This is a genomic window from Stygiolobus caldivivus (assembly GCF_019704315.1).
GTDB lineage: Archaea > Thermoproteota > Thermoprotei_A > Sulfolobales > Sulfolobaceae > Stygiolobus > Stygiolobus caldivivus.
Genome location: NZ_AP024597.1, coordinates 517,636 through 541,902 on the forward strand (window position 1 = coordinate 517,636; position 24,267 = coordinate 541,902).

Below are 24,267 nucleotides of genomic sequence, written 5' to 3' on the forward strand. Positions count from 1 at the left end.
TAATTAATACATAGTACATGTAAAGAGCACAAGATGACGGGTTATTAACTTAGTTTATCCAGTGATCTTATGTATACTATATTACTTATGCATTGAATTATACTAATTTAACAGAGAAAATTACAATTCACAAAGAATCCTTGATCGCCTTGCAGTAAGTTTCATATCTTGTACTCTAAGTCCAGTTTTTTACCACTCTATTAAGATTAAAATAGGTTTACCTTACCTTTTTACCCTATTTATTCTATACGTATTAATAATATTCATTTCTAATTATTGATGAAAATATTTTTAAGGTTAGATAATGTATTATGATTAATGCAAGTTAGGCTTTATAATGTAGGTGGAATTAACAGAGAGTTAAATCTCTCTATAAAGAAGGGTATAACTGTATACGAAGCACCAAATGCTTACGGTAAGACATCTTTAGCGAGATCTCTGATTTCCCTATTGACTTCTGAGATAACAGCTGAGGACCTGCTAAATGTATTTAGTGACGAAGGTTATATAGAAGCCGAGATAGAGGGTAAAATTTATTACAGAAGATTTAAGAGGATAAAAAATAGGATTGAAGAGGATAAAAAATTATATATGGACGATAAGAATGCGCTCCTCTTATCGTATTTTTCGCCAGAAAATCAGTTAGTAGCTAGGATATTGATGGGAGACGAAAATATAGAGTGGTTTATTTCAGCCGCGGCTAAGATAGACGAGATCAAAAAGAAGAGAGAAAACTTACAGTTTAAGCTTGGAGAAATAAAGGCAGAATATGAGGAATATCAGAAAAAATATAATGAAGCAGAAAATTATATGAAACAACTAGAGGTTATTAACCAACAATTAGAGAAATTAGAAAAGGATAAGGAAAGTATAAAAATAAACACAGAAAATAGTATAAAAATAACGAGGAGAAATAGGTTAGAGGATCTAGAAAAAAGATTAGAAGTAAGGCAAAAAGAACTGAAAGAAAAGGAAGCTAAGGTTAAAAAAATAGAGAAAGAAATAGAGGACTTGAAGAAAACGGTAAGTACAATACCTAAAGAAAACATACTAAAAGAAGTTGAACAGCTTAACGCGAGTTTACAAAACCTAAATTCAAGAAAGTATAACCTTGATGTGGACTATAGAATGTTAGGCAGGGTATTAGATGAAATAAAAGAGGCAAATGAAAGACATCTCTCAGTATGTTACGTGTGCGGACATGAAGTGGATCCCTCCATATGGAAAGGAAGGCTGGATACTATAAAGAAAGAATTAACAGAAGTAACTAGGCAAAGAGATGAAATTACAAAAGAAATAAACAGCATTCAAGCTAAAATAAATGAACTCAACACTAAGCTCAGAGAAATAGAAAAATACGAGCAATTAATTACAAATAAACAGAAAGACCTTGAGCAACAAAAATTAGAAATAAGTGAGATACAAAAATCTATAGAAACACTACTAAGACAGATAAGAGAACTTAAAGAGAAAATAGAAGAATTAGACACTAAGGAACCGTCCTCTAACGGTGAGAGTGATATAGACAGACGTATTAGAGAACTGAGAGAGCAAAGAAGTAACATAGAACTAGAATTACAAAGGATAGGGATACCTAGGAAGATAATGGAAGAACTACAGAGTTATAGAAAGAACATAAAAGAACTAGAGGAACAAATATCGAATTTAGATAGAGAATATATCAGGAGACTTACAGTAGTAAAAGACACGTTCAGCAGTCTAGCTAATACTATAATGAAAGACTTAGAGTTTAGTTATACAGCTGAAATAGATGAGAAATATCGGATCACTATCAAAAAGGAAGGTACTAAGATGGACTTGAAAAAGCTGTCTACATCAGAAAAAACAGCAATAGCTTTAGTCCTTGTCTTAATAGGGTTAAAAGAGTACTTCAAGAGCCCATTCTTCATTATAGATGAATCATTTATGACATTTGACCAAAAGAGATTTGAAAAAATTAAGAAGTACTTAAGCGGTATCGTGGACTATACTATAATAACGAGAAGTAATGAGACAGTGCAATTCAGAAATGAAAGAGTATTAGAAACCAGTCAAGTTATTACATAATTTTAACATTTTAAGTTTAATGAAACATATTATATAATATTTAATTCAAGTTAAGATCCTTCTTTAAAGTATGAGGTAACTAGATTTAATTTCATATTTATAGCGGGCATCGGTTTTTCATTGTGATTTTTATTGTGAACTGTAACATTCATGTTTGAATTAGTATAATTTAGAATGCAAATAATACCTAACAAACGTGTTTTATAACTTTTTACTTTATATAGTTATTCGCATTAATTACACATTAAACACGCTCACGTATTAAAGATGAATAAAATTGAGAAAAATTACCAAATTATAAAGCATTATAATTCTTTTTAAGAATTAAAATATATAATTATAATTAGAATAAACCTTTTAGCAATTAAACATTATTAGCATTTAGCTCTGGCGACCAAGGAACATCTAGCTCTTTCATGAGTAGCTTATTTAGATCAGTCCTTATAGCTTCCTCCACCTCTGGCGGTATATTATCGATCTGCGTAAACCAACCTACCATGGCCATCATACCTAACTCCTCAGCTTTTTGTTTTAACCATAGAGCTACTGCTAAACCAGCTTTTGTTGGTTTAAATAACACAATTGACGCACCTATAGAGGAACTTGCTATTTTTATAGCATGTTTAGAAACTGTCTTCCATCTCGTCTTGGTAATAATCTTAACCAGCTCCTTAGCTCTGTCTCTTTCACCGATCGCATAGAATATTATCATAAAATAAAGTAATGAATACTAAACTAATAAAATTTACCCAGAGCCAGTGCCACACCCACAATATCCATATTCGTCTATCTCCATTCCACACACCGGGCAAGTGTACCCAGTTCCCTTCACTTCCGATGCCTCCTTTCTAAATTGAAATACATGAGGGTCTAACATAGACCTAACTAAATCCCTTATGCTTACAATTCCCACGATCTTACCGTCCTTTCCTAATATCGGTAGGTGTCTGAATCCGTGATCCAGCATAACTTCCAACGCATCTATAATATCTGTGTCCTCCGTTACACCCAAAACGTTTCGTGTCATATAATCGGAAACTTTAGCGTCTATCTTTTTATCTGCAACAACTCTTACTAGATCTCTTTCAGTTATTATACCTACAACTTTCTCGCTACTATCAATTACTATAAGAGCGCCTATATTATGTTCACTGAGCTCTTTTGCTGCTACTGAAATGGGATCCGTATCTTTAACAACATGAACTACTTTGTTTCCAATAATTCCTACTTTTGCTTCCATAAGATATTATTTATAAGATGATACTCATAAATCTTATCCTCATTTTTCTAGGTAAATTCTAGTAACATGTTATCACTACCTTCACTGGTACGCCCAGCTGTTTTATAATGTTGATATTATAAAACGTAAAATTTAATCCTTAGGGATTGCATTTAGTCAGATACTAAAGGTAGGCTTTGCTATCTCATTTGTTTCGGCTTTACGTAAAGGAAACCGTTACCTTTATAAGCTGACCTTATAAAACACGGCAATTTTTAAATATTTAAAGATAACAGTATGGACATGGTAGTATTAGTATTTATTAGACACGCTCAATCCGTCTCTAATTTAAATAGAATTCTCTCTGACGATATTAATAAATACCCTTTAACTGATGAAGGAAGGCAACAGGCTAAGGAAGTAGCCAAAGAATTGAGAAAACTCAATAGTATTAATAAACTCTTTAGTAGTCCTATCTTAAGGGCATATCAAACTGCAACTATCATAGGCGAAGAAATAGGCTTAGTACCTATAATAGATGATAGACTCAGAGAGAGAGAATTGGGTGAGTTAAACAACTTAAAGATAGATGAAATACACAATTGGAGGATTAAAGTATATAGAAGAGAACTCCCATCTAAGGGACTCGAACCTTGGGAGATATTAATGAAAAGAATAGCAAACTTTGTAGAAGATATTGTAGAAAACGAAAAAGGGATAATAATAGCGGTCAGCCATTATGACCCTATCAGGGCTTTTTTATCGCATATATTAGATTTAGATGACATAGGATCGTGGGGGATTTCATTACCAAATGCTAGTATAAGTATTATAAAGTGCGAGAGCATAGACACAAAAAAATGCAAAATATTAGCTATAGGAACACCGATTCTGACAAGTGAAATATTATCTAAATTCTAGCTTTATTTTACTATTAATCCTTTGAATAGTTTCTATTATCCTATTCCTTGTAGTTGAGTTCACGTTATCAAAAATAACTTTATCAATAGGTTGTATTGTGTTTGAGATTAATTGAAAGACCACATCGGGTGTAATTGAGTCAAGGTAATACTTAGAAATCACATGAGAGATACATTTAGTTATACTAACCTTAGAAAAATAAGGAGTATAATGAGTACCTCCTAGCCCCGCTACTACTTCTTCACATTCAGTATTTCCCAGATTATCAACCGCCCTTAACGTAGCTTCCACCATAGCCCTTACAAGACCCTCATTCTCCCAATATCTTTTATCGCTCCCTATCTCGACAAAAACGACCGGATGCACCTGATAAGTGGGGCCGTGATGCGTCGCTTCTATAGCTTTTTTAATATTAGTTTGTAATAACGAGATTTCTCTATATATAGAAGTTAATAGTCTAGGGAAGGCTACACCTAGTCTGTAGGGCTCCCCACCCAATACATTAGGACCCGGGTTTCCGGGGTAATGTACCGTAAACGAAGGAGTATTTGTAGAACTTTCGTGCCTAGAAAATATAACAATAGCATCACCCTTATCATATTTAAAGTCGATCACGTCTTCTTCAATTTCCTCAAATTTATAGCCTAATTTTTTTATCGTCAAGCCTACCGGGTCTTTGAGTGAAATGAGAAAGTTGACCTTCATACTTCCTATCATCTAGGTAAATAGCTAATAGCTTCATCTATTATAAAAGGAGTCATAGCTAACCCAAACCTATAACCTGTTACCAGGACTGCGTTATCAGCAACCTTCTCTAATACGTACTTTCTCCTGCTAGATGCTGTCCTAAATCCTACCGATATCGATAACGTGTTACTCAGAGGGTATATAGAGCTTACTACATTAAGAGCATCAATAACCTTTTCATAATTTATTCTACCATCTGATGATTTCTCAGTATCTGAACTGATTAAAACATTTCCAGAATTATCCCGTAGAAATATTTTCCCCTTATAAAATATAATGGTGTTTAAATTGAAGGAAGACCTAGATATAACCAGATGACCCTTATATATTTCTAGGTCTGGGATGTTGAATAGTTTATGTGTCATATAGCCTGGAGCAAATATGACATTGCCTTCAACACTTACCCTCTCACCTGAAGATAATTCTAACTCTGTTATTTTACCGCTCTCCTTCTTGAAGGCAATTACTTCGCCTTGAATTATTTTAGAATTTATTTTCCTTAAGAGGTCTCGCCCATCTATGAAAAGACCTTCCTCATAATAATATAGCATGGTATTGCTTGGAAAACTAACTTCACTTTCAATTTTTTTCGCATCATCATAGGAAATCCTCTTTCCTATCTCTTTGTCAGATATTATACCAGTCCTTTTGAACTTAACATTGTATTTTTCGCATAGTTTGATGTAGTATTTAATTGAATGTAAACACTTTTCAAGAAGGTCACCGCATAGAGGCGGGATCACAGTCCATACACTCTGGTTAGAGTTTAACTTATTAAAAGACCCCTCTTTATCAATGACTTTAACTTCATGTCCTTTTTCTAGCATCTTCTCCTTTGCAATTGCACCTACTATCCCACTACCTACAATAATTGTTTCAGCCATTCTATCATTTTTAAAAATTAGATAAAATAAATTTTTTAAAGTGTGGGAAAGATTGTATATAGATTGTTATGAATGAGGAAAATGATCCTGAGTTACAAAAACTTTTAGAGGAGAAAGCCAAGAAACTTGCTATGTCAACACCAAAAGAAAAAGAGGAAAACAAAGAGGTAGTAGCCCACTTAGATTCTAACAATTTTGACTCATTCATTGCCTCCCACAAAATAGCGGTCGTTGATTTCTGGGCTGAATGGTGCGCACCTTGCCTAATTTTGGCACCGATAATCGAGGAACTAGCCCACGATTACCCGCAAGTAGGTTTCGGAAAGGTGAACAGTGATGAAAACCCGGACATTTCATCAAGATATGGCGTCATGAGTTTACCCACAGTCATATTCTTCAAAAATGGAGAGCCGGTAGATGAAGTTCTAGGTGCTGTGCCCAGAGAAGAAATTGAAACTAGAATCAAAGCGCTTCTAGGTGAATAAAAAATGAAACCATTGTTATTAGGGATCGATGGCCTTAGTTACTCTAGCTTTATGAAATGTAATCCGAGAACTCTAATGATGCTCTTCAGCAGCACTTTTAGGGGTGTAGTAGCTAACAAAAGTAAGAACACACACCCTACGCCCGCTTGGTTAAGCATCCTGGAAATGACAGATGATATACCTAGTACAGGCTTTTTGACTTCGTTACCTGACTTAAAACTGATCAAAATTACTAAAGCTGTTGCCATTAATATACCTATAACTAACCCTACCTATGGTGAAGTAAAGATACCATATGATAAGAGTGTATCTGTTACTGATGAACTGAATAAGGTTAAGGAAGCTATCCTTGAAAATATAGATGATAGCCCTGTCATTGCCGATATAACTGCACTGGATAGAATGTTAATAACTGACGGAAATGCAAATAAATGCTTGATATATAACGAGATTGACTCATTTGTTAAAGAGATTGTAAATAAGATCCAAGATTTTATCGTATTTTCAATTTACGGAGAGCCTAAAGGTAATAAGCATGAAGACTACGGGATATTCTTATCTACTGTGCCAAGACCTAATGAACATGACACAGTGAAATTACCAGAATTAGGAATACTATTCTCTAAGCTAGCTAAAGGGGAGGTATTTTATTAATTTTTACTATTAAATTTAATTATCTTAAATGAAAATTAAATAAATAGAGACAAATACAGCCATTTTTTCATGAATAAATGTGGAGATAATTTGGCATCGAACTATGCGAGGTACAACTACCTAGAATGACTTATTCGCTCTCGACAAAGATTAGCTCGATCCAGCCCTTTAAACTCCTTATATAACTATTGCTTAGGAAAAACTAATAATAAAACTCAGTCACTTATAATATTCTAGTGCCATATGATAAGGTGTACTAAAAGAAGATGATATTAACATAGCTGAATATAGTTTTTTCAGGTATTTATATACATTCCCCCACTTAAAGTCTATTTTCTTGACGTATTTATTAGAATCAAACACCAGCATTCCTGCATAATCTCCTGAATGCATCATACAGATAACACCTTGTACATAATACGGTAAGGACTTGCCGCTTACCTCTTTAATAATTGTAGCAGCTGCGTTTTCAGCCGATATCATAGCTGCCCTCCCCGTTTTAGCAGGAATCATACCCTTTGCAGCATCTCCTACTCCAAACACGTTTTTATATAGTGTTGACCTAAAAGTAGGGTGCTCAACCGAAATAAAGCCAGAGTCGTCGGTAAGTCCTGCATTCTTAACCACTGTCGGTGCTGATAGAGTTGGAAGGACAGAGATTAAATCCGCTTCTACTTCTAGGCCGTTGCTCAGTAATACTTTGTGTCCAGATATTTCTTGGACATAAGCGCCTTTTATTAACTTTATACCTCTTTTCTCGGCATAGGAATTGACTTGGTTTGGTATCCAGTCCACGGGCAATATACCAAACATACCTTTAGGGCTCTGTGTAGCTAGATACACAGTAAACTTTTTACCTAGTTTCCTTCCCAAGTATTCAAGGATTAACGCTACTTGGTAGGAAGGGCCCTCAATAGGGCTATTCTTAGCATTACCCACGAGTGCTACTAGTTCGTCCTCTTTCTCAACCATATTTTTAATACCTAGGAATCCTTCTAGAGGATGGTGCATAAAGGCGTTTTCGTGGCCCTTTATTTTCTCAAAATTTTCATCATAAGCTCCACCTAAAGCTATTATCAGATAATCATAGTCAAATACACCTCTATCTGTCTTTACTTCGTTAGACTGTGGTAGGATATCTAAAACCTTAGATTTCAAAAATTTAATACCTTTAGGCGGTAATCTTTTAGATGCGTCGAAGTACGTATTTTGAATATTTACCTCGTCGGTTAACAGTGCTGGAAATATTGTATTGTCATAAACCAGATCCGACTCTGAAATTACTATAACATCAACTTTATCTGGTACATGTTCCGCTAATCTATGTGCTGCAGTAAGACCAGAAAATCCTGAACCAAGTATTAATACTCTTTTCTTTAACGGCATCACTGTATTCTATTATAGAAAGGATATAAGGCTATCACAACTGGTTGGACGTAAAGGTCTTTACGAGTTATATAGTTTTTAGTGAGATAGCCTATGGCCCCCTCATACTGTTTACTATCTTTTGTAGAAAATACTATATCAGTAGCCTCACCTAGTTCTTTCCCTTGAACTACTAACGAAGCAATTGAAGGAGGTAACGGAAATGACGCTGAAAAAGCGAAATTCTCCATCCCTTCTTTACTAACTGCATATACTACGGCATAGCCTAGCACCTTATTTTCATAATAAAAAATCCCACCTTCTATTCCTACCCCTATATCAGCTCCACTTATTCTTAGGGCCTTATATGCTCGCCTTTTGGCACCTACGAATGTCTGATTACATATAGGCTGTGGCGGGACTTCAGGGTCTATTTTAACTGCCTCGACTTTAGCAGGAAGACCTATTATCTTAATCGCCTCTTTAACTGCCTCGACTTTAGCCTTATTTGTAGAACCTATGGCAACAAACATTTTTATTTACACTACCAAAAAGTTTGGTTATGGTAACAATAAAAGTTGGGCCACTAGCAGATTCAGGAGATCTGTATCCGTTTATACCTCTTATAGAAGGAAAAGTAAAACCAGAGGGAATAAACCTTGAATTTGAAATCATCAGCACAGTACAGGATACTAATGAAAAAGTATTAAAAAAAGAGGTTGATGTAGCTGTACCGTCAGCGGCTATGTACCCTTATATTCAACAAGATTATTATATAATCGGAGAAGCTGTAGCTTCTGCAATTGACGGAATAACAGGTATGCCTATTTTATCTACTTCTCCGCTAACAATAGAGGATTTAAAGAATTCAAGAATAATTGTCCACGGACATAACACCACTGCATACACTTTATATAGGCTTCTCGTAGGTAAATATAGAAAATTAGTAATAATAAGAAAGGTCTTAGACGAAATAAAAGGGCTAGGTAAAGAAGGGGACGCGTTAGTAGCCGTACATGAGCTTAAAATGATGTATGCACTTGAAAAATTAGGCGTAAAAGTACATAGAATAGCTAGCATGTGGGAATTATGGAAACAAATTGCAGGAGATTCACCTATGCCTATGGGAACGGTAGTAGTAAATAAAGATTTAGGAAAGGAGATAGCTATAAAGTTTAAAGAGGCTTACCTCAGGAGTAAAGCCTATGCTGAGAAACATTTAGATGAAATAATTAAGAAGGATGCTGAAATTATGAGAGATGCACATAAAGAAAACATTGAGGAGGAAATTATACGAAAGACAATATGGGCAGATATACAGGAGTATAACGTGCCCTTGAGTGACGTAAAAAGAGGGCTAGAAACCTTTTACAGATTAACTGCTGAGAGAGGAATACTACCGAAGGTACTCGAAATAGATATTATTTGAGGCTCAGACTGAGGAACTTATTATTTTTTCACATAACTTAGCTCTACACATGTAATCAACTGTTTTTATCACCAAGTTAATGTAACATTCTGGTACATATAATTCTATCAAATAAAGGATAATATTTTCAGGGTTAATCACCTTATATGCCACTCTAATAAACGGAAAATATTCTAATTCATCTAAGATTTCTTCTTCATAGGTTAAAACGTCTACGAAAAAATCTCTTTTACCGTAATCTACTATGAAACCCCTAATATTTAGCAGGTTTAGTTGATCTACCGTATTCCCTTTGGCACTAGCTGTTATTTCCCCGAACTCGGTGGAACTTATAGAAATGTAGTCGGCCTTTCTGTCGTAATTAGGACTCCATATATCTAAATATGGATCATATTCTTCTGGTTTTCCTGAATAATTTCTGATCTCAATCGTCTTAAGCTCTTGATCTATTAGAAGCATTTTCTTATTTTTAATGCTCAGCCTAAAAATGTCATCCTTAACTAAACCTCTACATAAAGAGAATCCATCAAACTTAGTTATCGGAGTGAGGCTTAGGTCTTTTATACTGTTTGCAAGCCTTCTTATATCTTCTACATTTGTTTTAACTAAATACGCGATTAAATCGTAATTATCGCCCAGAACCCTCATTTGACGTATAAGTTGAACATGCGTTAGCATTACACTTTATGTAATAGGATTAGTTTTTTATACATTTTTCTTGTAGTTTTATCACCAGTAATGGCATTTTTGGTCTTTAACCCTAGAAGATGGGACTTATTATCCATAGATCCTTTTGATTTTGGCTTGGAAAAATTTGTAGAACCGAGTAAGGCTCAAGTCGAGTTCGAGAATCTGATTAAAATTCTAGGCGAATTAGGAGAAGTAAAAGACATTTGTAATATAATAGACAAAGAAAAATTAATTGAAGTAGTATTGGAGTCAATGACTATCATCGGAGAAGGCAAACTAGAGGAGGAAAAGTTTAAGTCCTCGATATCTTCTCTAGATAAAGATGCACTTTGTAATCTTTTTGTTTTAAATCCTACTTTAATACTTTCAGAAAGCTCAAATAGAAGTGTCCCTAAGCTACGTTTATTTTCAGAAAAAATAAGAGGAGAACTATTATGGCTTCACAAATATGCAATTATCGATAACGCAGTTATAATAGGATATCCTTCAATTAACAGTAGTAAAACTGAGATAAAATTAATTTATTATTCTCTATGTAAAGAGACTGGTCAAGAGCCTGTAATTGCTGACTATCCTCCTGCTTTATTAAACTTCGACGATATAATTATAGATAAAAATAGGAATTCGATACTGGCACAAATAGGAGGCTCTACTAACGTAGAAGGATTAGCCAGGTTATTTAGATTAAAGTACCCGATACTAGCAGAGCTTTACATTAGTGATAACTTCAATAAATTACCTCTTTCGACCTTTCTAAGAATTTTGAATGAAGATTATATACTAGTAAACAGAGATATATTGAACATAACTAGGGTTGATATATATGAGTATACCACCGATAATTATCACTACAAATATACGTATAATCTAAAAGATTTTTTGAACATGATAAATGAGAAAATTATAATTGTAGATAGTCAAGATATGTCTTTTCTAATAACTAATAATAAAGTAGTCATAAAGGAAGAAACAGATAAATCCGTCAGCAGTATATTCTCGCAGTTAGGATTAGATATAATAAAACTCCCGATGTCAGAATTAGGCACTAACTATCGTGGTCCTTATAATTTAGTAATACAGTATTAGCTATATAAATAACTTATAGAATAGTATTATACAAATTTTCTTGCATTTTAATTATCTATATCATTAGCTATTTTATTTAAGTATTCTTCCACATTAATTTCTATGTATGATTATGCTTTTTATGTCTAAATAATTTTCTGTTATACTCGAATCTACAAAAAGTATTTTTAATGTGACTCTATAAAAAAGTAGTTGTTACAGATCAATTATTTTAAAATTTTTAATTATTTAATATTAATTCTGAAATAAAATAATAATATAAATAAAATTCTTAAAAAACAGTGTTAATTAGAGAAAGACTTGTCTATTTAATTAAAATTTATTAGTTTAAAGGTAAAAACAACAATGGGGATAAAGATGGCAGAAAATAAAAAGGATGAAGTGGAGATTAACTCCTTTACGGATCTAATAAAAGCACTATTTAGGTATGATAATTGGTATCTAGGAGGATTTGTAATATTACTTATACTGTTCGTTCTGTTAGATGTAGTTCTATTCACACCTCATTCTTAATAAAATTATATAAAGATAAGCTATTTAACACACTTTTTAAAAATAAATTACTGTGATAGTTAGTGCCGAGAGCTAACCTAGCTGCAGATGCTGAATTAATAGAGGAATTAGAGCAAGAAGTAAAGAAAAAAGGATATACTATGTATGCAATTACCAATTTAGCGTTAAAAGCTGTCCTAGAGATCTTAAAAGAAGGTGGAGATTCAGAAACGTTGAATTCGCTAGTAGAATATTACAAAACTATAAAAGATTTAGAAATAGTACCAGTTACTGTGTGGTATTTAGAGAACATCGTTAAGCTAGCTTATGAACACGATAAAAATAAGGCATCTGAAATCTGTGAAATAACCGGTGTACAGTTAGCGTCTTATTTAAGGACTAAAGCTAGCGACCTATCAGATCTAATAGAATTATATGAGAAGATAAAAGAACTAATTCCAGTCAAAGATATATCGATAAAACAAAACGGTGAAACAATAGATATTAGGATTACGGGTACAGGGTTTGGCTTAGAATCTACTACATGTGCATCTATCATTCTAAAGAGAATTCTTGAAGAATATGGCTTCGAAGTCCTTTCACTAAACCCTACCCCTGGTGGGATAATACTAGTTAAAGCAAAGATCCCTAACTCTTCAAACTCTAATAAGACCAAGTAATGAAAGACATACCGTAGACAACCTGCATATCACTTGGTATGTTTCTAAAACATTATCCCCGATTGAAAGAAATCTATCCGCGTTAGCTTTTACCTCGTCGGAAAAATCACCATGAGGAAAAGCCCCGACACCTATAAGCCAGCTATCGCCTAATTCGCAAATATCACGGATTGGGACTTTTTCACCGCCCTCCGACAGAACCGCAAGTTTATACTTTTTCTTTAAAGATTTTAATGTTAAATCTGTAATTTCCATCAATGGTTCATTAGAATTAACTGGTACTCTCTTATACCTTAACAGTTGCTCCATTAAACTCGTAAACCTATTATAGTTTTTCGGAATTCTTGTCTTATTGCTAACACGTATTATTTTACCGTCTATTGTGTGAAGGAAAAAATCACCTTTAATTTCGTCCTCTAAAAATAGAAAATTCAACATGGCTAAGTGAACTATGTCGGGTCTGCCTCTTTTTTCCTTATCTTTTAACCTCGACATAGCTTTATAATGTAATGACTTATCCAAAAGTACAAACTTGGGGTCTTTTCCTTTTTTCTTAGCATTTGAAATCACAGAAGGATGAGATAAAAGTTCCTTAGGGACTAGTTCTAAGGAGGAATCCAACAAGATAAGATTAATTTTTCCCATAAAGCTTGAGTTAAGACTAATGAAAATAAAAGTAATGAAAGAACATAAGAGAAGAGCTATTGAATTAATAGACCTTGCGATAAAAGAGGCTGAAAAGAACGAGCTGGATTTAGCTAGACGATACGTAAGCTTAGCTGTAAATTACGCTAACAAGTATAAATTTAAGTTACCCTTAAAATATAAACGAAAATTCTGCAGAAAATGTTTTACACCATTAATTCCAGGATTAACGGAGAGAAGGAGAATAAAAAATAAAGTCATCGTAGTATCATGTGTATGTTGTGGTTGGATCAGAAGATATCCCGTTAAAAAAACTGATAAAGGAAGCTAAGGCCAGTCATGCTGAGATAAGGATAGGTAAAAAAGGAGTTACTGAAGAAGTAATAAACGAGATAAAGAGAAGGCTTAAGGAACATAAGGTGGTGAAGGTAAAAATAGGGATCGAAATAGAAGATAGACGTGAATTTGCTAAAGAAATTGCGGAAAAAGTTGGCGCAAGATTGATAGAGGTAAGAGGGTATACATTTATACTAGCTAAGAAAGATGATTGAGTTAATAAAAGCTGAAGGTCATTATAATGTAAGAGGTATTCACAAGACCACTCTAGAGGTAACGAAAGATGACTATTTAACTCCTAATGGAGACTGTATAATAGGAATTAACGCAACTAAAGGTGCTGCGGAACTTTCTGATAGACTGAAAGAGGAGTTGAGGAAGGACGACACTTACGTTTACGCCATAATTGTAGTGGATGGTTTATACGATTTAATAGCAGGAAAAGGATCAAGTAAATTCACTTTATCTGATCCTAATAAAATAATCCTGAGGAGGTCAACTTTTATTTCCGATGCTACCGTAATGATAAACGCAAACAAGGCAGCTAAAGATGTTGATAGAAAAATAGTTCAGAAACTCCAGAAAGGCTCAGAATTATTGCTTTTCCTCGTTACATCTGACTCTGCCCTTAAAGACGAAGAGATCTTTAGAATAATCGTTAACTTTTATCCAATCAGTTTTTCCTAAATATCTCGAAGCCTCCTCTTCAGAATGACACAGAATGTAAAAAATAACCTCCCGTGCAACTCTACATATTTCGTCCTTAAAGGAGCTAATCATAGTAGGGTTGTCGGCAATACCTATGTCAATACTTTTATCTCTAAAAGGTAAATAGTGAGCGTCATACTGAACTATATCTATAGAACCTTTCAACTTATTTAAAAGTATAGATTCTTTAAGGAGTACTAAACCATCGATGTTTAAGTCACCTGCTACGATATAACCACACTTTCTAGCTAAATGAATTGCTATAGCACCGTAACCAGCAAATAAATCACCTATAACCCTTTTGCACTCAACCTCACTTTCTAGCCTATCTCTCTCCGACGAGAGTGAAACATTAACGTATACCTTAGAAATATCTACCTTAAAACGTAAACCGCTTTCCTTATATATAGTGGTAGTTTTGTATTCTCCTCCAGCGAAGTCTAATTCGTTTATCCTTAACTCACCGCCAACCTTCTTACGGATAAAAACGGATTTTATACGCGGATTTATTTGTAAAAGGACTTTAGCCAGTTCCTCTTTATTTATATCATCTTTGGGTGAAACAAGAGCTATATCTCCTATTATATAATAACTTCTTACTCCACGTATTATATCACTAAGTCTGGGAGTAATCTTCTTAGGTGCCACTTTGACTTAATAATTAAAGCAAGAAAGAAGATAAAAAGAATTTGTCATATATCTTATTTCTTAAATTTATCCATTTCTGAGCTGTGTCCTGCAAATAACGAAGCGTTTGGATCAACATATTTCTTTGCTACACTAACAGCTATAGCAGCTTGCCCAAATCCCACCGCTATTAAAGCTAATTTGGGAGCTCCTTCTTGGTTCGCAATATCGCCTGATGCATAAACTCCAGGCAAATTAGTTTCCATCTTAGCGTTTACTAATATATCTCTACCTTTCATGTTGAGACCCCACTTTAACATATTGCCTAAGTCTCCTTTATGACCTATACTTATTATCACTGCATCAACGTCTAACGTTTTTTCTTCCTTAGTCCTGTTGTCGAAGATCACAGCACGTGTAACTCTATTACCATCACCTTCGACTTCTTTTAGCTCATGCCACGTATATACCGTAGCTACTTGATATAACTGTTTCACGCTTCTTTCATGTGCCCTGAACTGATCTCTTCTATGTATAAGAGTGACGGACTTAGCTATAGGGGCTAGTGTTAATGCCCAATCTACTGCTGAGTCACCCCCACCTACTATTAATATCCTTTTCCCTTCGAAGTCCTTTTTCCTCCTAACAGTATAGAAAACTCCTTTATTCTCATACTCTACTTCACCCTTAGCCCCTAACCTTGATGGAGTTATCTTCCCTATTCCCGCAGCGATGAGAACAGTCTTAGCTTTTAGAGCAGTACCCTTATCAGTTTTTACGACCCACATATTATCGTTTGTTCTCTCTAGGGTATCAGCCCATTCTTTAACTCTTATTTCCGGTGAAAACATTTTAGCTTGTTCAACTAAGTTTTGCGCAAGGTCATAGGCTAATATGCCCGGAAATCCTCCTACATCATAAACCATTTTCTCTGGGTATAGAGTAACTAACTGGCCTCCTAATTCGTCTTGGGCATCTATAAGAGCTACTTTCATATCCCTTAAACCCGCATAAAAAGTAGCATACAGCCCTACTGGACCTCCACCAATGACTACCATATCGAATTCTGCCAAAATCAAATCCCCATTTTTTCATTTTGCTTATACTATTTAAACCTTCACATTAATTTATAATGAGAGATTACTATGTATGCTGTGTTCGCACTTTTATTTTTTGCAATGTCATTAGGTCTCATCTTGCTTATGAGAGGGTGGTTATATTATTATAGAAAGATAATGCTGGCTGCAGTAGAATATGTAGGTGAAAATCCCGAGAAGACCGTATTAACTTTAAAACCTAGCGAGCACGTGATACTAAAACTAAACGGGAAGACTACTATAATAGTGTCGGGAGTAAATAGTTGGATAACATTGAAGTATAATGGGATAAAACAAAAAATCTATAAGGTGAGGCTCATAAATCACCACGGAGAAGTAGAACTAATTAATGAAAGTAAAGTTTTCACGGTAAATGTTATTATTTTAAAGGAGTATCATAACTAACGTAGATGCTACTCAAAATACTTACTAAAAACTCGCCCGATGCAATAGAGTTTAGTGAGAAAGTTAAGAAAATAGCTGAAGAAATGGGATTTAAAATTACAGAAGAAAATGATCAAGACTATGTCTTAGTAATAGGTGGAGATGGTACGTTTCTTAAAGCTGTAAAATTTAACTCTCCTATAATAGGTATTAAGTTTGGCAGGAGATCCGCTCTATTAGATGTTAACCCAGAAAACGTGAAAGACGTCTTTACTCGATTAATTAAAGGAGAATACACTGTCGAAGAATACGTTATGCTCGATATAAAAACAGATCAGATTAGAGCTATAGCTTTTAATGAGGTAGCAATCCTCTTCGATAACCCAGAGACTATTTTAGGAAGCGTTATAATACATGATAAAAAAGTAACTTTCGAGGGAGACGGGGTACTTGTTTCTACCCCTCAAGGGAGTTGGGCATGGAGTTATTCAGCAACGCGGACATTACTCCACAGAGATATTAATGGACTGGAGATCACGTTTATGAACTGTATAATTCCAGACGTGCGGAACATTATTATTCCTATAAAGGAAAAAATAAGAGTAAAGCTCGAGAATAAAGGACGCCCCCAGATAGCTAAAGTAGTAGTCGACGGAGAAGTGGTTGGTTACCTAAGAAGCGGAGAGGATGAAGAAGCAATGATAACACAACATGACAGAAAAGCTAAAATATTAAGATTCTATAGACAAATTAACCTTGGTTATTTATAATGAAAAAGATCATATTTGATACAGCTGGATTTCTTGCAGGTTTACAAAACCTTTTCCCACAAGTTTATACTACACCTTTAGTCCTCGATGAAGTTAAGGATCTAAGGTCATCTAACTTACTCAGGTTGTCAATGGAATCAGGTAAAATAGTCGTAGTTATGCCCTCATCAAGTACATTAGCCCAAGTTACAAGTACCATTAGTCGAGTTAAAGAGAAAGGGCTTTCTCAAACTGATATTAGTGTAATAGCACTTGCTTACGATTTAAGACCGTCAATAGTATTTACAGATGACTTAGGAGTACAAAATGTCTTACTGCACTTAGGAATAGAATTTAATTCGGTAAAATTGTCCTTTAAATTACGGAATAAGAAAACAGCAAAGTACAAGTGTACAGCATGTGGCAGAATCTTTAATACCTGCTATATAGAATGTCCTTACTGTGGACATAAAATAGTCATGATAAGAGAAAAATAAAACGAATAAAATTCTTCTAATATCCGCCAGCATTTTGAAGAAAAATTTTTATTTTTACCGTGCTAAATTTTTTAGAGTTGAATTATAGTGAGCTTATTAAATTCATAAAATTAGTAGGCTTAAACCCCCATTTAATTTCTAAGCTGTTGAAAGAACCTTTAAATAACGTCTACTCCTTACTTCTCTCATTATTCCATGAATACCAAATATCAGTTTTCCCTATTTTAAATACTGAAAAACTTGGTCTCTGGAAAGCCGTAATCTGGTGCGAAAAATCTGTAATAACATATAGTAAGGCAAAAAAATTAGCAGGACCGTTAGCTAATATATTTAGAGGCGATATTGAAGACAACTCGTTTTTATTAATATTTTATACGAATCCCACTGTTTTTGAAGAAGCTAAGACCAATTATGAAGAGATATTTAAAAAATTAAACATGGATTGTTCTGTCAATTTAGTTTTACAAAGTTTCAGATTTATAAATGATGAAAACTGTTATAATTTCGATGTTAGAAAATGGATATGTAACAGAAAAGATGTATATATTTCAGTCCCTTCAAGGAAGTTTATTAATCTAGATAAAAAAGACGTAGACTTACTTACAAGTATTCAAGTGAACCCGTCTATACCTTACTGGAGAAACTTACATTACAAGCACATTAAAGCCACTCTGCACGGCTTTATGTATACATTAGGTAAAACTAATTATATTATAGACATAAAGTCAAGGAAAATAGTTGATAATCCGTACCTAGTATGGTCTGCACAACTAGACAACGGAGAATACCTTGCTGAATACCATACAGATAAAGAAAACTTAAAAAATATTTTAGATAAAAATACTGGAGAAATAATTTTAGCAGTAAAAGACCTAAATTACGCTCATGGTTTTAGCATCCCTTTTGAAATATTCAAAGATAATAAGTGGAAAATACCTAAGATAAAAATTGAGTAAAATGGATTATTTTGCCGTTTACCAAAAAGCCTTAGAAAAACCTGAATGGTATTGGAACCAATATGCTGAAAAACTTAAATGGTTCGACAGATGGGACTCAACACTCATCAAACAAGGCTATACTGGGAAGTGGTTCGTAAATGGAAAAACTAACATATCTTTTAACTCGGTCTCCCATAGCGGTGAAGCACTTGTCTGGTATAGTGAAGATAATAAAAAGGTCGAACTCGCATTTAGGGATCTCGAAAGAGCCGTAAAACATTTGGCCTTTATTTTGGCAAATAAGGGCTTAAAAAAAGGCTCTAAGATAGCAATTTATACTCCTAATACCCTTCAAGGAATTATCTCTGTATTAGCTTCAGCCTGGATAGGGGCAATTTATACCATCATTTTTGCAGGATTAGGTGAGGAGGCAATTAAAAAAAGATTAGAGGACTTCCAACCCGACTTTAAAATAACTGCTACCTATACTGTACGTAGAGGCAATAGAATTCCCCTCTTATTTAAGGGAAATTTGAACTTTAGAGAAAAGAAAGATAGTGAAGAACTTGAGGATTTGCTCGGCTTTAACGAGGAAAAAGTAAAGGCTGAACAAATAGAAGCTAATGAACCTCTAAAGGTAATGTATACTTCTGGAACCACCGGGAAGCCTAAAGGGATAATACTACCTCACGGTGCCTGGATGGTGGGTGATTTTACAGTTTTTGATTTAATGTTTAACCTAAAACCTGGAGACGTTGTACTAACTACCTCAGACATGGGGTGGATTACGTTCTCAAGGATAATGTATGGTACACTACTACACGGCTCTACTTTTGTGTTCATGGAGGGAGCTCCAGACTATCCCAAGGAGAGATTGGTAAAGATCCTCGACGAAATGAGACCAAAGGTATTGTTCACCTCACCTACCCTACTGAGGACATTAAGAAAGTACGGCTTGAAGTTACCGAGAGTGGACTACTTGGCTACTGCTGGAGAGATTTTTGATGAACAGACATGGGAATACGCTAAAACTTTTGCTGATAGAGTAACAGACGTATACGGCCAAACGGAATTAGGTTACGTAGTAGGTATACCATATTCACTAGATGGAATAGAGCCTAAACCGGGTTATGCCGGTGTACCGTTTCCAGGTGCGCTGTTGGAGACGGTAGACGATGAGGGAAAACCGGTTTATAATAGGCCCGGGTATTTAGTTTGTAAAACACCTTTTCCCACACAGTTCATTGGCGTGTTAAACAACAAGGAAAAATTCAAGTCTTATTTTTCCAAATTCGGGTACCATGATACTGGTGATATTGGAATAATAGATACTCCTTATATAAAAATAGTAGGGAGAAGCGATGATATGATCAAGATAGCCGGACACAGGATCACTTCCGGAGAAGTAGAGAACTTACTGATGGAAATAGAAGGAATAAAGGAAGTTGCTGTAGTAGGTATACCAGACGAAATAAAAGGAGAGAAGATGGTAATCTTCGTAGTTGGAGATAGTAACGTACATGAAGAAAAGATAAAAGAAAAAATAAGGGACTCGTTAGGGCCTATTTACCTAGTAGACAAGGTGATTAGAATAAATAGGCTGCCTAAATCTAAAAGCGGTAAGGTAGTTAGGAGGATGCTAAGAGATCTAATGTTGGGTAAAGAAGTAGACCCTACAATCCTTGAAGACCCTGACGTAATTAACGATATAAAAGAGGCTGTAAAAAATGAGCTTCAGTGAGAAATTCAGAGATAACGTACCTTTAACACACCACCTAGTTTACCTTAATCATGCGGCTATATCACCTACACCCTTGCCAGTGTATCTAGAGGTAAATAAGTATTTAATGAATGTTATGCTTAAGGGGACAATAGCCGTTAATGAGGAAGAGTCAGATGATTTTTATCACATTAGAGAAAAAATAGGCAAACTAATAAATGCGGAACCTAATACTATTTCTTTAATTCCTAATACTTCTTACGGGATCAATATAGTGGCACACGGGATAGACTTAAAAAAAGGGGAAAACGTAGTTACCGATAACATTGAGTTCCCCGCAACCGTATACCCTTTTATTAAAATATCTAGAATTAAGGGCGTAGAACTGAGAATAGCGAGGGCGTCTCCAGAAACGATAGAAGACGATATCATTTCAAAGATAGATGGGAACACTAGAATAGTAAGTCTCAGCCACGTAAGCTTTAGTACGGGGGTAAAGGTAGATGTAAATAAAATTGTTAAAGAAGCAAGGCGAGTAGGAGCATATGTCCTCCTAGATATAATACAGAGTGCTGGAGCTACAGAAGTTGATGTAAAAAACTTGGATATAGACTTTGCTGTTGCAGGTGGATATAAATGGTTAATGAGCCCGCAGGGCTCTGGGTTCTTCTATGTAAAGAAAGGGTTACTAGAAGACCCCCCATTTTATGGCTGGAAGACTTCGTCAATCTTCTTAGAATTTGATCCTGAAAGGTTTTATTTAGAAAGAGGACCCAGGCGGTTTGAGATAGGTACAATTGATGTAGCATCCAATTTAGGCTTGGCCAAATCATGTGAAATCATTAACCAAAATAAGGAAGAGATATTCAACAAGGTCAGTTCCCTTTCTTCTTATGTGATCAAATTAGCCAAAGAAAACAATTTAGAAGTAATAACACCGGAGAAAAAGAAAGCTGGAATTGTGGTAATAAAAATGAGCGAACCGAAAAGGATTACAGAATATTTATCGAAGAAGAAAATGATAGTATCACCCAGAGGAAAGGGTATACGGATATCAACACATTTTTACAACACGTATGAAGAAGTAGACAAACTAATGGAAGAAATTAGGAAGTATTCTCAAGAATTTTCATAGTCCTCTCAAATGCCTCTTTGGCTTTCTCAGCTACGTCGGTTGGTACTTTAACTTCATAAACTTCTTCTTCTAATGACCTCTTAATCTTTTCTAAAGTTACCATAGCCATATAAGGACACCTTGCACACCCACACGCCTCAGTGGTCACTAAGGGGTAAAAGACCTTTTCAGGGACTTGGATTTTTAACGCGTTTATCATGCCTAACTCAGTGGCAACGATAAATTCTTTATTTGGGTTCTCTTTGGCAAATTTTATCATCTGATTAGTTGAACCAACGAAGTCCGCTGCGTCTAAAATTTCTATAGGACTTTCGGGGTGTGCCATTAATAGAGCATTTGGGTATTTTCTTCTGGCTAACGTTACTAACTGTTTTGTATAACTTGCATGAACAATACACCTACCGTTTGGGGGGACCTTAATTAGCTTTTTACCAGTCTTTTGCTCTACAAAATTTGCTAGGTTCACATCGGGGCCAAAAATTATGTTCTTAGCATCAAGTTTACTTACTACCTTTACAGCTGTAGACGACGTGACTATATAATCAGCTAACGCCTTAGTGTATATACTAGTATTAATGTATAGGACTACTGGTGCATCGGGATAGATACTCTTATATCTCTTTAACGTCTCTACGTCTAAAGAGTCCGACAGAGAACACCCAGCATTTGGATCAGGTGAAAGTACTTTCTTATCCGGATTTAGTGCTGCAGCTTGTTCGGCCATGAAATAAACTCCGGCAAATACAATCATTTTAGCGTCGGTTTTCATAGCCTTAACCGCTAAGTCATAAGAATCTCCGGTAAAATCTGAGACTAATTGGACACCATACTCCATATAGTTATGTCCAAGGATAATAGCATTCTTCTCTTTTTTCAATTTCTTTATTTCGGCCATTATGTTGGATTGAGCAGAGATCATACCTCGAACATGTGTTCTATGATTTAATCAGTTTTAAACTTTATTATTGAAAAATATAGTTCCTCCAAATCTTCCATAATTCTGACCAACATAGTGTATAGTGTTAGATCGTCTACTTTATCTATCTTACTCACCACGTCTATTATATCTAAATACTCTTGTATCAATTCTGGTTTAATGGCCTTAAGTCTAGCCAAATCCCATATAAAATCACTAGATTCGATCTTTGCCAAGTTTAACTTCTTTTGCACTTCTTGAAGTATAAGAGTGTAAAGTCCTTTTATAGCGTCCGTTACTTCTTTTTTCAATTGCTTGTTAGAAGAAAATTCCTCAAAAGTAACCTTTGTCCCCTTTTCAATACCTCTGTAGTATTCCCAGAATATATCCATCAAAATTAAAATGTGTGCATTTTAACAAAAAGTCACTTATGCAATACATAAAGGAAATACTAGGGAGTGTAAAGGATCTAAAAGACAGAAGAACATTATTCACACTGGTCATAGCGACAACTGATGTGAGCCTTATTCCAGGGATTACAGTAGCAGGAGCTACACCCGAATTGACCCATTTTACCCCTGCTGCGGATGCTGAGTTCTTGATCCTAGGGAAATGTAGATCGATAAACACAATACCGATAACACCTGACGGCATTCCTACACCAGCAATTATTACCAGAGCCTCACTAGAACTAGTTAAAATACCAAAGCTAATAATAAATGCTGGTAGTAGGGTTATCCCACGACTACCTATTATAGATATTGGAGGAGAGCCTGGAGGAGATATTAGAAAATTCTCGTTAAGAAAGGAAGCAGCCCAAAAAATACTGGAGAACAGTATAATATTAGGAGAGGAACTATCTAAATCCTTTGACCTTTTAATTATTGGAGAATCAATACCAGCAGGGACTACTACGGCAATGGCGTTACTAACGGGTCTGGGCTATGACGCACTAGATAAAGTGAGTTCTGCATCACCCCAGAACCCAAAAGACCTTAAGAGAAAGGTTGTCTTAGAGGCTATTAAGGACTTGCCAGAAGACACCTTGGGTAAGGTCAGTAAGCTGGCAGACCCTATGTTATTGGCAGCTGCAGGGTTAACAATCGGGTTTAAAGGGGATGTCGTTTTAGCCGGAGGGACACAAATGACAGCTGCATCCGCGTTAATTAGAGAACTTGATAAATCAGCACTAACTAAAGCCACTATAATTACGACTAAGTGGATAGTTGAAGACACCTCCTCTGATATCGTTAGTTTAGCTAAGCAAGTAGGGGTATCTTTAGCCGCATCTACTCTAGATTTCTCTAGGTCAAAATTTGAGGGTCTAAGAGCTTATGAAAAGGGATATGTTAAAGAAGGAGTAGGAGCCGGAGGAGCTTCAGGGTTAGCCCTAGCACATGGATATACTCCTGAAGACATTTTAAATAAAGTTGAAGAAATATATTCCCAATTAATGAGTAATAACAAGTAATGCTAGCAGATTTTGACTTCCTTACTACGAGAGAAAAAATTATTATACTCCTCAAATATTCTGATTATCCTTTAACAGCTAAAGAAATCAAAGAGAGATTATGCATAGAAAATGAGAAAATTGTATATGAACACCTATTACATATAGCTAAATCGTTGAAAAGAAAGAATATGCAGTTAATAGTATATTTACCTAAGTGTAGGAAATGTGGATATGTATTTAACCTCGAAAAACCTAAAAAACCTAGTAAATGTCCAAAGTGTAAAAGTGAGGATATTGAACCACCTAGATTCCTTATCAGGTGATCAAGTTTGGGTAAAGTAAT

Annotated in this window: 31 protein-coding genes; 19 read left to right on the forward strand and 12 right to left on the reverse strand. The window is 35.0% G+C overall.

Going from position 1 to position 24,267, the window contains the following annotated elements:
• Positions 1 to 318: 318 nt before the first annotated feature.
• Entirely contained in the window at positions 319 to 2,067 is a 1,749-nt protein-coding gene (locus KN1_RS02635) for an archaea-specific SMC-related protein (RefSeq protein ID WP_221289288.1), read from the forward strand.
• Positions 2,068 to 2,431: 364 nt separating this feature from the next.
• Here KN1_RS02635 and KN1_RS02640 read toward each other — a convergent pair whose 3' ends face one another.
• Both KN1_RS02640 and KN1_RS02645 read right to left on the reverse strand, forming a co-directional pair.
• Positions 2,432 to 2,779 (reverse strand): hypothetical protein, encoded by a 348-nt coding sequence (locus tag KN1_RS02640; RefSeq protein ID WP_221289289.1) that lies wholly within the window; start codon positions 2,777 to 2,779, stop codon positions 2,432 to 2,434.
• Between the two features lie 33 nt (positions 2,780 to 2,812).
• The gene (locus KN1_RS02645; protein ID WP_221289290.1) at positions 2,813 to 3,307 is read right to left on the reverse strand and encodes a CBS domain-containing protein; all 495 of its coding nucleotides are present in this window, start codon (positions 3,305 to 3,307) and stop codon (positions 2,813 to 2,815) included.
• Between the two features lie 282 nt (positions 3,308 to 3,589).
• On the opposite strand from KN1_RS02645, the gene KN1_RS02650 reads away from it, so the two are divergent.
• Positions 3,590 to 4,207, forward strand: a complete 618-nt coding sequence (locus tag KN1_RS02650; RefSeq protein WP_221289291.1) for a 2,3-diphosphoglycerate-dependent phosphoglycerate mutase — start codon at positions 3,590 to 3,592, stop codon at positions 4,205 to 4,207.
• Here KN1_RS02650 and KN1_RS02655 read toward each other — a convergent pair.
• Entirely contained in the window at positions 4,193 to 4,912 is a 720-nt protein-coding gene (locus tag KN1_RS02655) for a D-aminoacyl-tRNA deacylase (protein WP_221289292.1), read from the reverse strand. The genes KN1_RS02650 and KN1_RS02655 overlap by 15 nt on opposite strands.
• An 8-nt stretch (positions 4,913 to 4,920) precedes the next feature.
• Positions 4,921 to 5,838: an FAD-dependent oxidoreductase gene (locus KN1_RS02660; RefSeq protein ID WP_221289293.1), complete on the reverse strand. Its 918-nt coding sequence runs from the start codon at positions 5,836 to 5,838 to the stop codon at positions 4,921 to 4,923.
• A gap of 68 nt (positions 5,839 to 5,906) precedes the next feature.
• On the opposite strand from KN1_RS02660, the gene trxA reads away from it, so the two are divergent.
• Both trxA and KN1_RS02670 read left to right on the forward strand, forming a co-directional pair.
• On the forward strand, positions 5,907 to 6,323 hold the full coding sequence (gene trxA, locus KN1_RS02665) for a thioredoxin (RefSeq protein WP_221289294.1): 417 nt from the start codon (positions 5,907 to 5,909) through the stop codon (positions 6,321 to 6,323).
• A gap of 3 nt (positions 6,324 to 6,326) precedes the next feature.
• On the forward strand, positions 6,327 to 6,977 hold the full coding sequence (locus tag KN1_RS02670) for a hypothetical protein (RefSeq protein WP_221289295.1): 651 nt from the start codon (positions 6,327 to 6,329) through the stop codon (positions 6,975 to 6,977).
• Between the two features lie 219 nt (positions 6,978 to 7,196).
• On the opposite strand, the gene KN1_RS02675 is transcribed toward KN1_RS02670, so the two are convergent.
• Both KN1_RS02675 and KN1_RS02680 read right to left on the reverse strand, forming a co-directional pair.
• A complete protein-coding gene (locus KN1_RS02675) occupies positions 7,197 to 8,363 on the reverse strand; it encodes an NAD(P)/FAD-dependent oxidoreductase (protein ID WP_221289296.1) in 1,167 nt (388 codons plus the stop codon).
• Complete coding sequence (locus tag KN1_RS02680; RefSeq protein WP_221289297.1) at positions 8,363 to 8,875, reverse strand: DUF84 family protein; 513 nt, start codon at positions 8,873 to 8,875, stop codon at positions 8,363 to 8,365. Before KN1_RS02680 ends, KN1_RS02675 begins: the two co-directional genes overlap by 1 nt.
• Before the next feature lie 29 nt (positions 8,876 to 8,904).
• Here KN1_RS02680 and KN1_RS02685 point away from each other — a divergent pair, with 29 nt between their 5' ends.
• Positions 8,905 to 9,771: a menaquinone biosynthesis family protein gene (locus KN1_RS02685; protein WP_221289298.1), complete on the forward strand. Its 867-nt coding sequence runs from the start codon at positions 8,905 to 8,907 to the stop codon at positions 9,769 to 9,771.
• Positions 9,772 to 9,774: 3 nt separating this feature from the next.
• Here KN1_RS02685 and KN1_RS02690 read toward each other — a convergent pair whose 3' ends face one another.
• Complete coding sequence (locus KN1_RS02690; RefSeq protein WP_221289299.1) at positions 9,775 to 10,449, reverse strand: hypothetical protein; 675 nt, start codon at positions 10,447 to 10,449, stop codon at positions 9,775 to 9,777.
• 60 nt (positions 10,450 to 10,509) lie between these two features.
• Here KN1_RS02690 and KN1_RS02695 point away from each other — a divergent pair, with 60 nt between their 5' ends.
• The 3 genes from KN1_RS02695 (at position 10,510) to KN1_RS02705 (ending at position 12,719) form a co-directional block, all read left to right on the forward strand.
• Positions 10,510 to 11,547 (forward strand): hypothetical protein, encoded by a 1,038-nt coding sequence (locus KN1_RS02695; protein ID WP_221289300.1) that lies wholly within the window; start codon positions 10,510 to 10,512, stop codon positions 11,545 to 11,547.
• Positions 11,548 to 11,904: 357 nt separating this feature from the next.
• Positions 11,905 to 12,060 carry a hypothetical protein gene (locus KN1_RS02700; protein ID WP_221289301.1) on the forward strand — a complete coding sequence of 52 codons (156 nt, stop codon included), beginning with the start codon at positions 11,905 to 11,907 and terminating at the stop codon, positions 12,058 to 12,060.
• Between the two features lie 62 nt (positions 12,061 to 12,122).
• Entirely contained in the window at positions 12,123 to 12,719 is a 597-nt protein-coding gene (locus KN1_RS02705) for a hypothetical protein (RefSeq protein ID WP_221289302.1), read from the forward strand.
• Here KN1_RS02705 and KN1_RS02710 read toward each other — a convergent pair.
• On the reverse strand, positions 12,696 to 13,364 hold the full coding sequence (locus tag KN1_RS02710) for a 16S rRNA methyltransferase (RefSeq protein WP_221289303.1): 669 nt from the start codon (positions 13,362 to 13,364) through the stop codon (positions 12,696 to 12,698). The genes KN1_RS02705 and KN1_RS02710 overlap by 24 nt on opposite strands.
• 19 nt (positions 13,365 to 13,383) lie before the next feature.
• On the opposite strand from KN1_RS02710, the gene KN1_RS02715 reads away from it, so the two are divergent.
• The 3 genes from KN1_RS02715 to KN1_RS02725 are packed head-to-tail and all read left to right on the forward strand — an operon-like array spanning position 13,384 to position 14,387.
• A complete protein-coding gene (locus KN1_RS02715) occupies positions 13,384 to 13,695 on the forward strand; it encodes a ribonuclease P protein component 4 (RefSeq protein WP_420857156.1) in 312 nt (103 codons plus the stop codon).
• Positions 13,646 to 13,915, forward strand: coding sequence for a YhbY family RNA-binding protein (locus tag KN1_RS02720; RefSeq protein ID WP_221289304.1), 270 nt, complete (start codon positions 13,646 to 13,648; stop codon positions 13,913 to 13,915). Before KN1_RS02715 ends, KN1_RS02720 begins: the two co-directional genes overlap by 50 nt.
• A complete protein-coding gene (locus KN1_RS02725) occupies positions 13,908 to 14,387 on the forward strand; it encodes a DUF371 domain-containing protein (protein ID WP_221289305.1) in 480 nt (159 codons plus the stop codon). Before KN1_RS02720 ends, KN1_RS02725 begins: the two co-directional genes overlap by 8 nt.
• Here KN1_RS02725 and KN1_RS02730 read toward each other — a convergent pair.
• Positions 14,295 to 15,056 (reverse strand): methyltransferase domain-containing protein, encoded by a 762-nt coding sequence (locus KN1_RS02730; RefSeq protein WP_225905760.1) that lies wholly within the window; start codon positions 15,054 to 15,056, stop codon positions 14,295 to 14,297. The two genes, KN1_RS02725 and KN1_RS02730, sit on opposite strands and share 93 nt — an antisense overlap.
• 53 nt (positions 15,057 to 15,109) lie before the next feature.
• Positions 15,110 to 16,093, reverse strand: coding sequence for an NAD(P)/FAD-dependent oxidoreductase (locus tag KN1_RS02735; protein WP_420857160.1), 984 nt, complete (start codon positions 16,091 to 16,093; stop codon positions 15,110 to 15,112).
• Positions 16,094 to 16,180: 87 nt separating this feature from the next.
• On the opposite strand from KN1_RS02735, the gene KN1_RS02740 reads away from it, so the two are divergent.
• The 6 genes from KN1_RS02740 (at position 16,181) to KN1_RS02765 (ending at position 21,555) form a co-directional block, all read left to right on the forward strand.
• Positions 16,181 to 16,537, forward strand: coding sequence for a hypothetical protein (locus KN1_RS02740; RefSeq protein ID WP_221289307.1), 357 nt, complete (start codon positions 16,181 to 16,183; stop codon positions 16,535 to 16,537).
• Between the two features lie 5 nt (positions 16,538 to 16,542).
• A complete protein-coding gene (locus KN1_RS02745) occupies positions 16,543 to 17,286 on the forward strand; it encodes an NAD(+)/NADH kinase (protein ID WP_221289308.1) in 744 nt (247 codons plus the stop codon).
• On the forward strand, positions 17,286 to 17,762 hold the full coding sequence (locus KN1_RS02750; RefSeq protein ID WP_221289309.1) for an NOB1 family endonuclease: 477 nt from the start codon (positions 17,286 to 17,288) through the stop codon (positions 17,760 to 17,762). Before KN1_RS02745 ends, KN1_RS02750 begins: the two co-directional genes overlap by 1 nt.
• 77 nt (positions 17,763 to 17,839) lie before the next feature.
• Positions 17,840 to 18,718 (forward strand): hypothetical protein, encoded by an 879-nt coding sequence (locus KN1_RS02755; protein WP_221289310.1) that lies wholly within the window; start codon positions 17,840 to 17,842, stop codon positions 18,716 to 18,718.
• Position 18,719: 1 nt separating this feature from the next.
• Positions 18,720 to 20,441: an AMP-binding protein gene (locus KN1_RS02760; protein WP_221290496.1), complete on the forward strand. Its 1,722-nt coding sequence runs from the start codon at positions 18,720 to 18,722 to the stop codon at positions 20,439 to 20,441.
• Complete coding sequence (locus KN1_RS02765) at positions 20,428 to 21,555, forward strand: aminotransferase class V-fold PLP-dependent enzyme (RefSeq protein WP_221289311.1); 1,128 nt, start codon at positions 20,428 to 20,430, stop codon at positions 21,553 to 21,555. The genes KN1_RS02760 and KN1_RS02765 overlap by 14 nt, the downstream gene beginning before the upstream one ends.
• On the opposite strand, the gene nadA is transcribed toward KN1_RS02765, so the two are convergent.
• The gene (gene nadA, locus KN1_RS02770) at positions 21,527 to 22,450 is read right to left on the reverse strand and encodes a quinolinate synthase NadA (RefSeq protein ID WP_420857161.1); all 924 of its coding nucleotides are present in this window, start codon (positions 22,448 to 22,450) and stop codon (positions 21,527 to 21,529) included. The genes KN1_RS02765 and nadA overlap by 29 nt on opposite strands.
• Positions 22,451 to 22,497: 47 nt before the next feature.
• On the reverse strand, positions 22,498 to 22,863 hold the full coding sequence (locus KN1_RS02775) for a hypothetical protein (RefSeq protein ID WP_221289313.1): 366 nt from the start codon (positions 22,861 to 22,863) through the stop codon (positions 22,498 to 22,500).
• 38 nt (positions 22,864 to 22,901) lie between these two features.
• On the opposite strand from KN1_RS02775, the gene cobT reads away from it, so the two are divergent.
• Entirely contained in the window at positions 22,902 to 23,942 is a 1,041-nt protein-coding gene (gene cobT, locus KN1_RS02780) for a nicotinate mononucleotide-dependent phosphoribosyltransferase CobT (protein ID WP_221289314.1), read from the forward strand.
• The gene (locus KN1_RS02785) at positions 23,942 to 24,247 is read left to right on the forward strand and encodes a transcriptional regulator (RefSeq protein ID WP_221289315.1); all 306 of its coding nucleotides are present in this window, start codon (positions 23,942 to 23,944) and stop codon (positions 24,245 to 24,247) included. Before cobT ends, KN1_RS02785 begins: the two co-directional genes overlap by 1 nt.
• Positions 24,248 to 24,267: the final 20 nt, after the last annotated feature.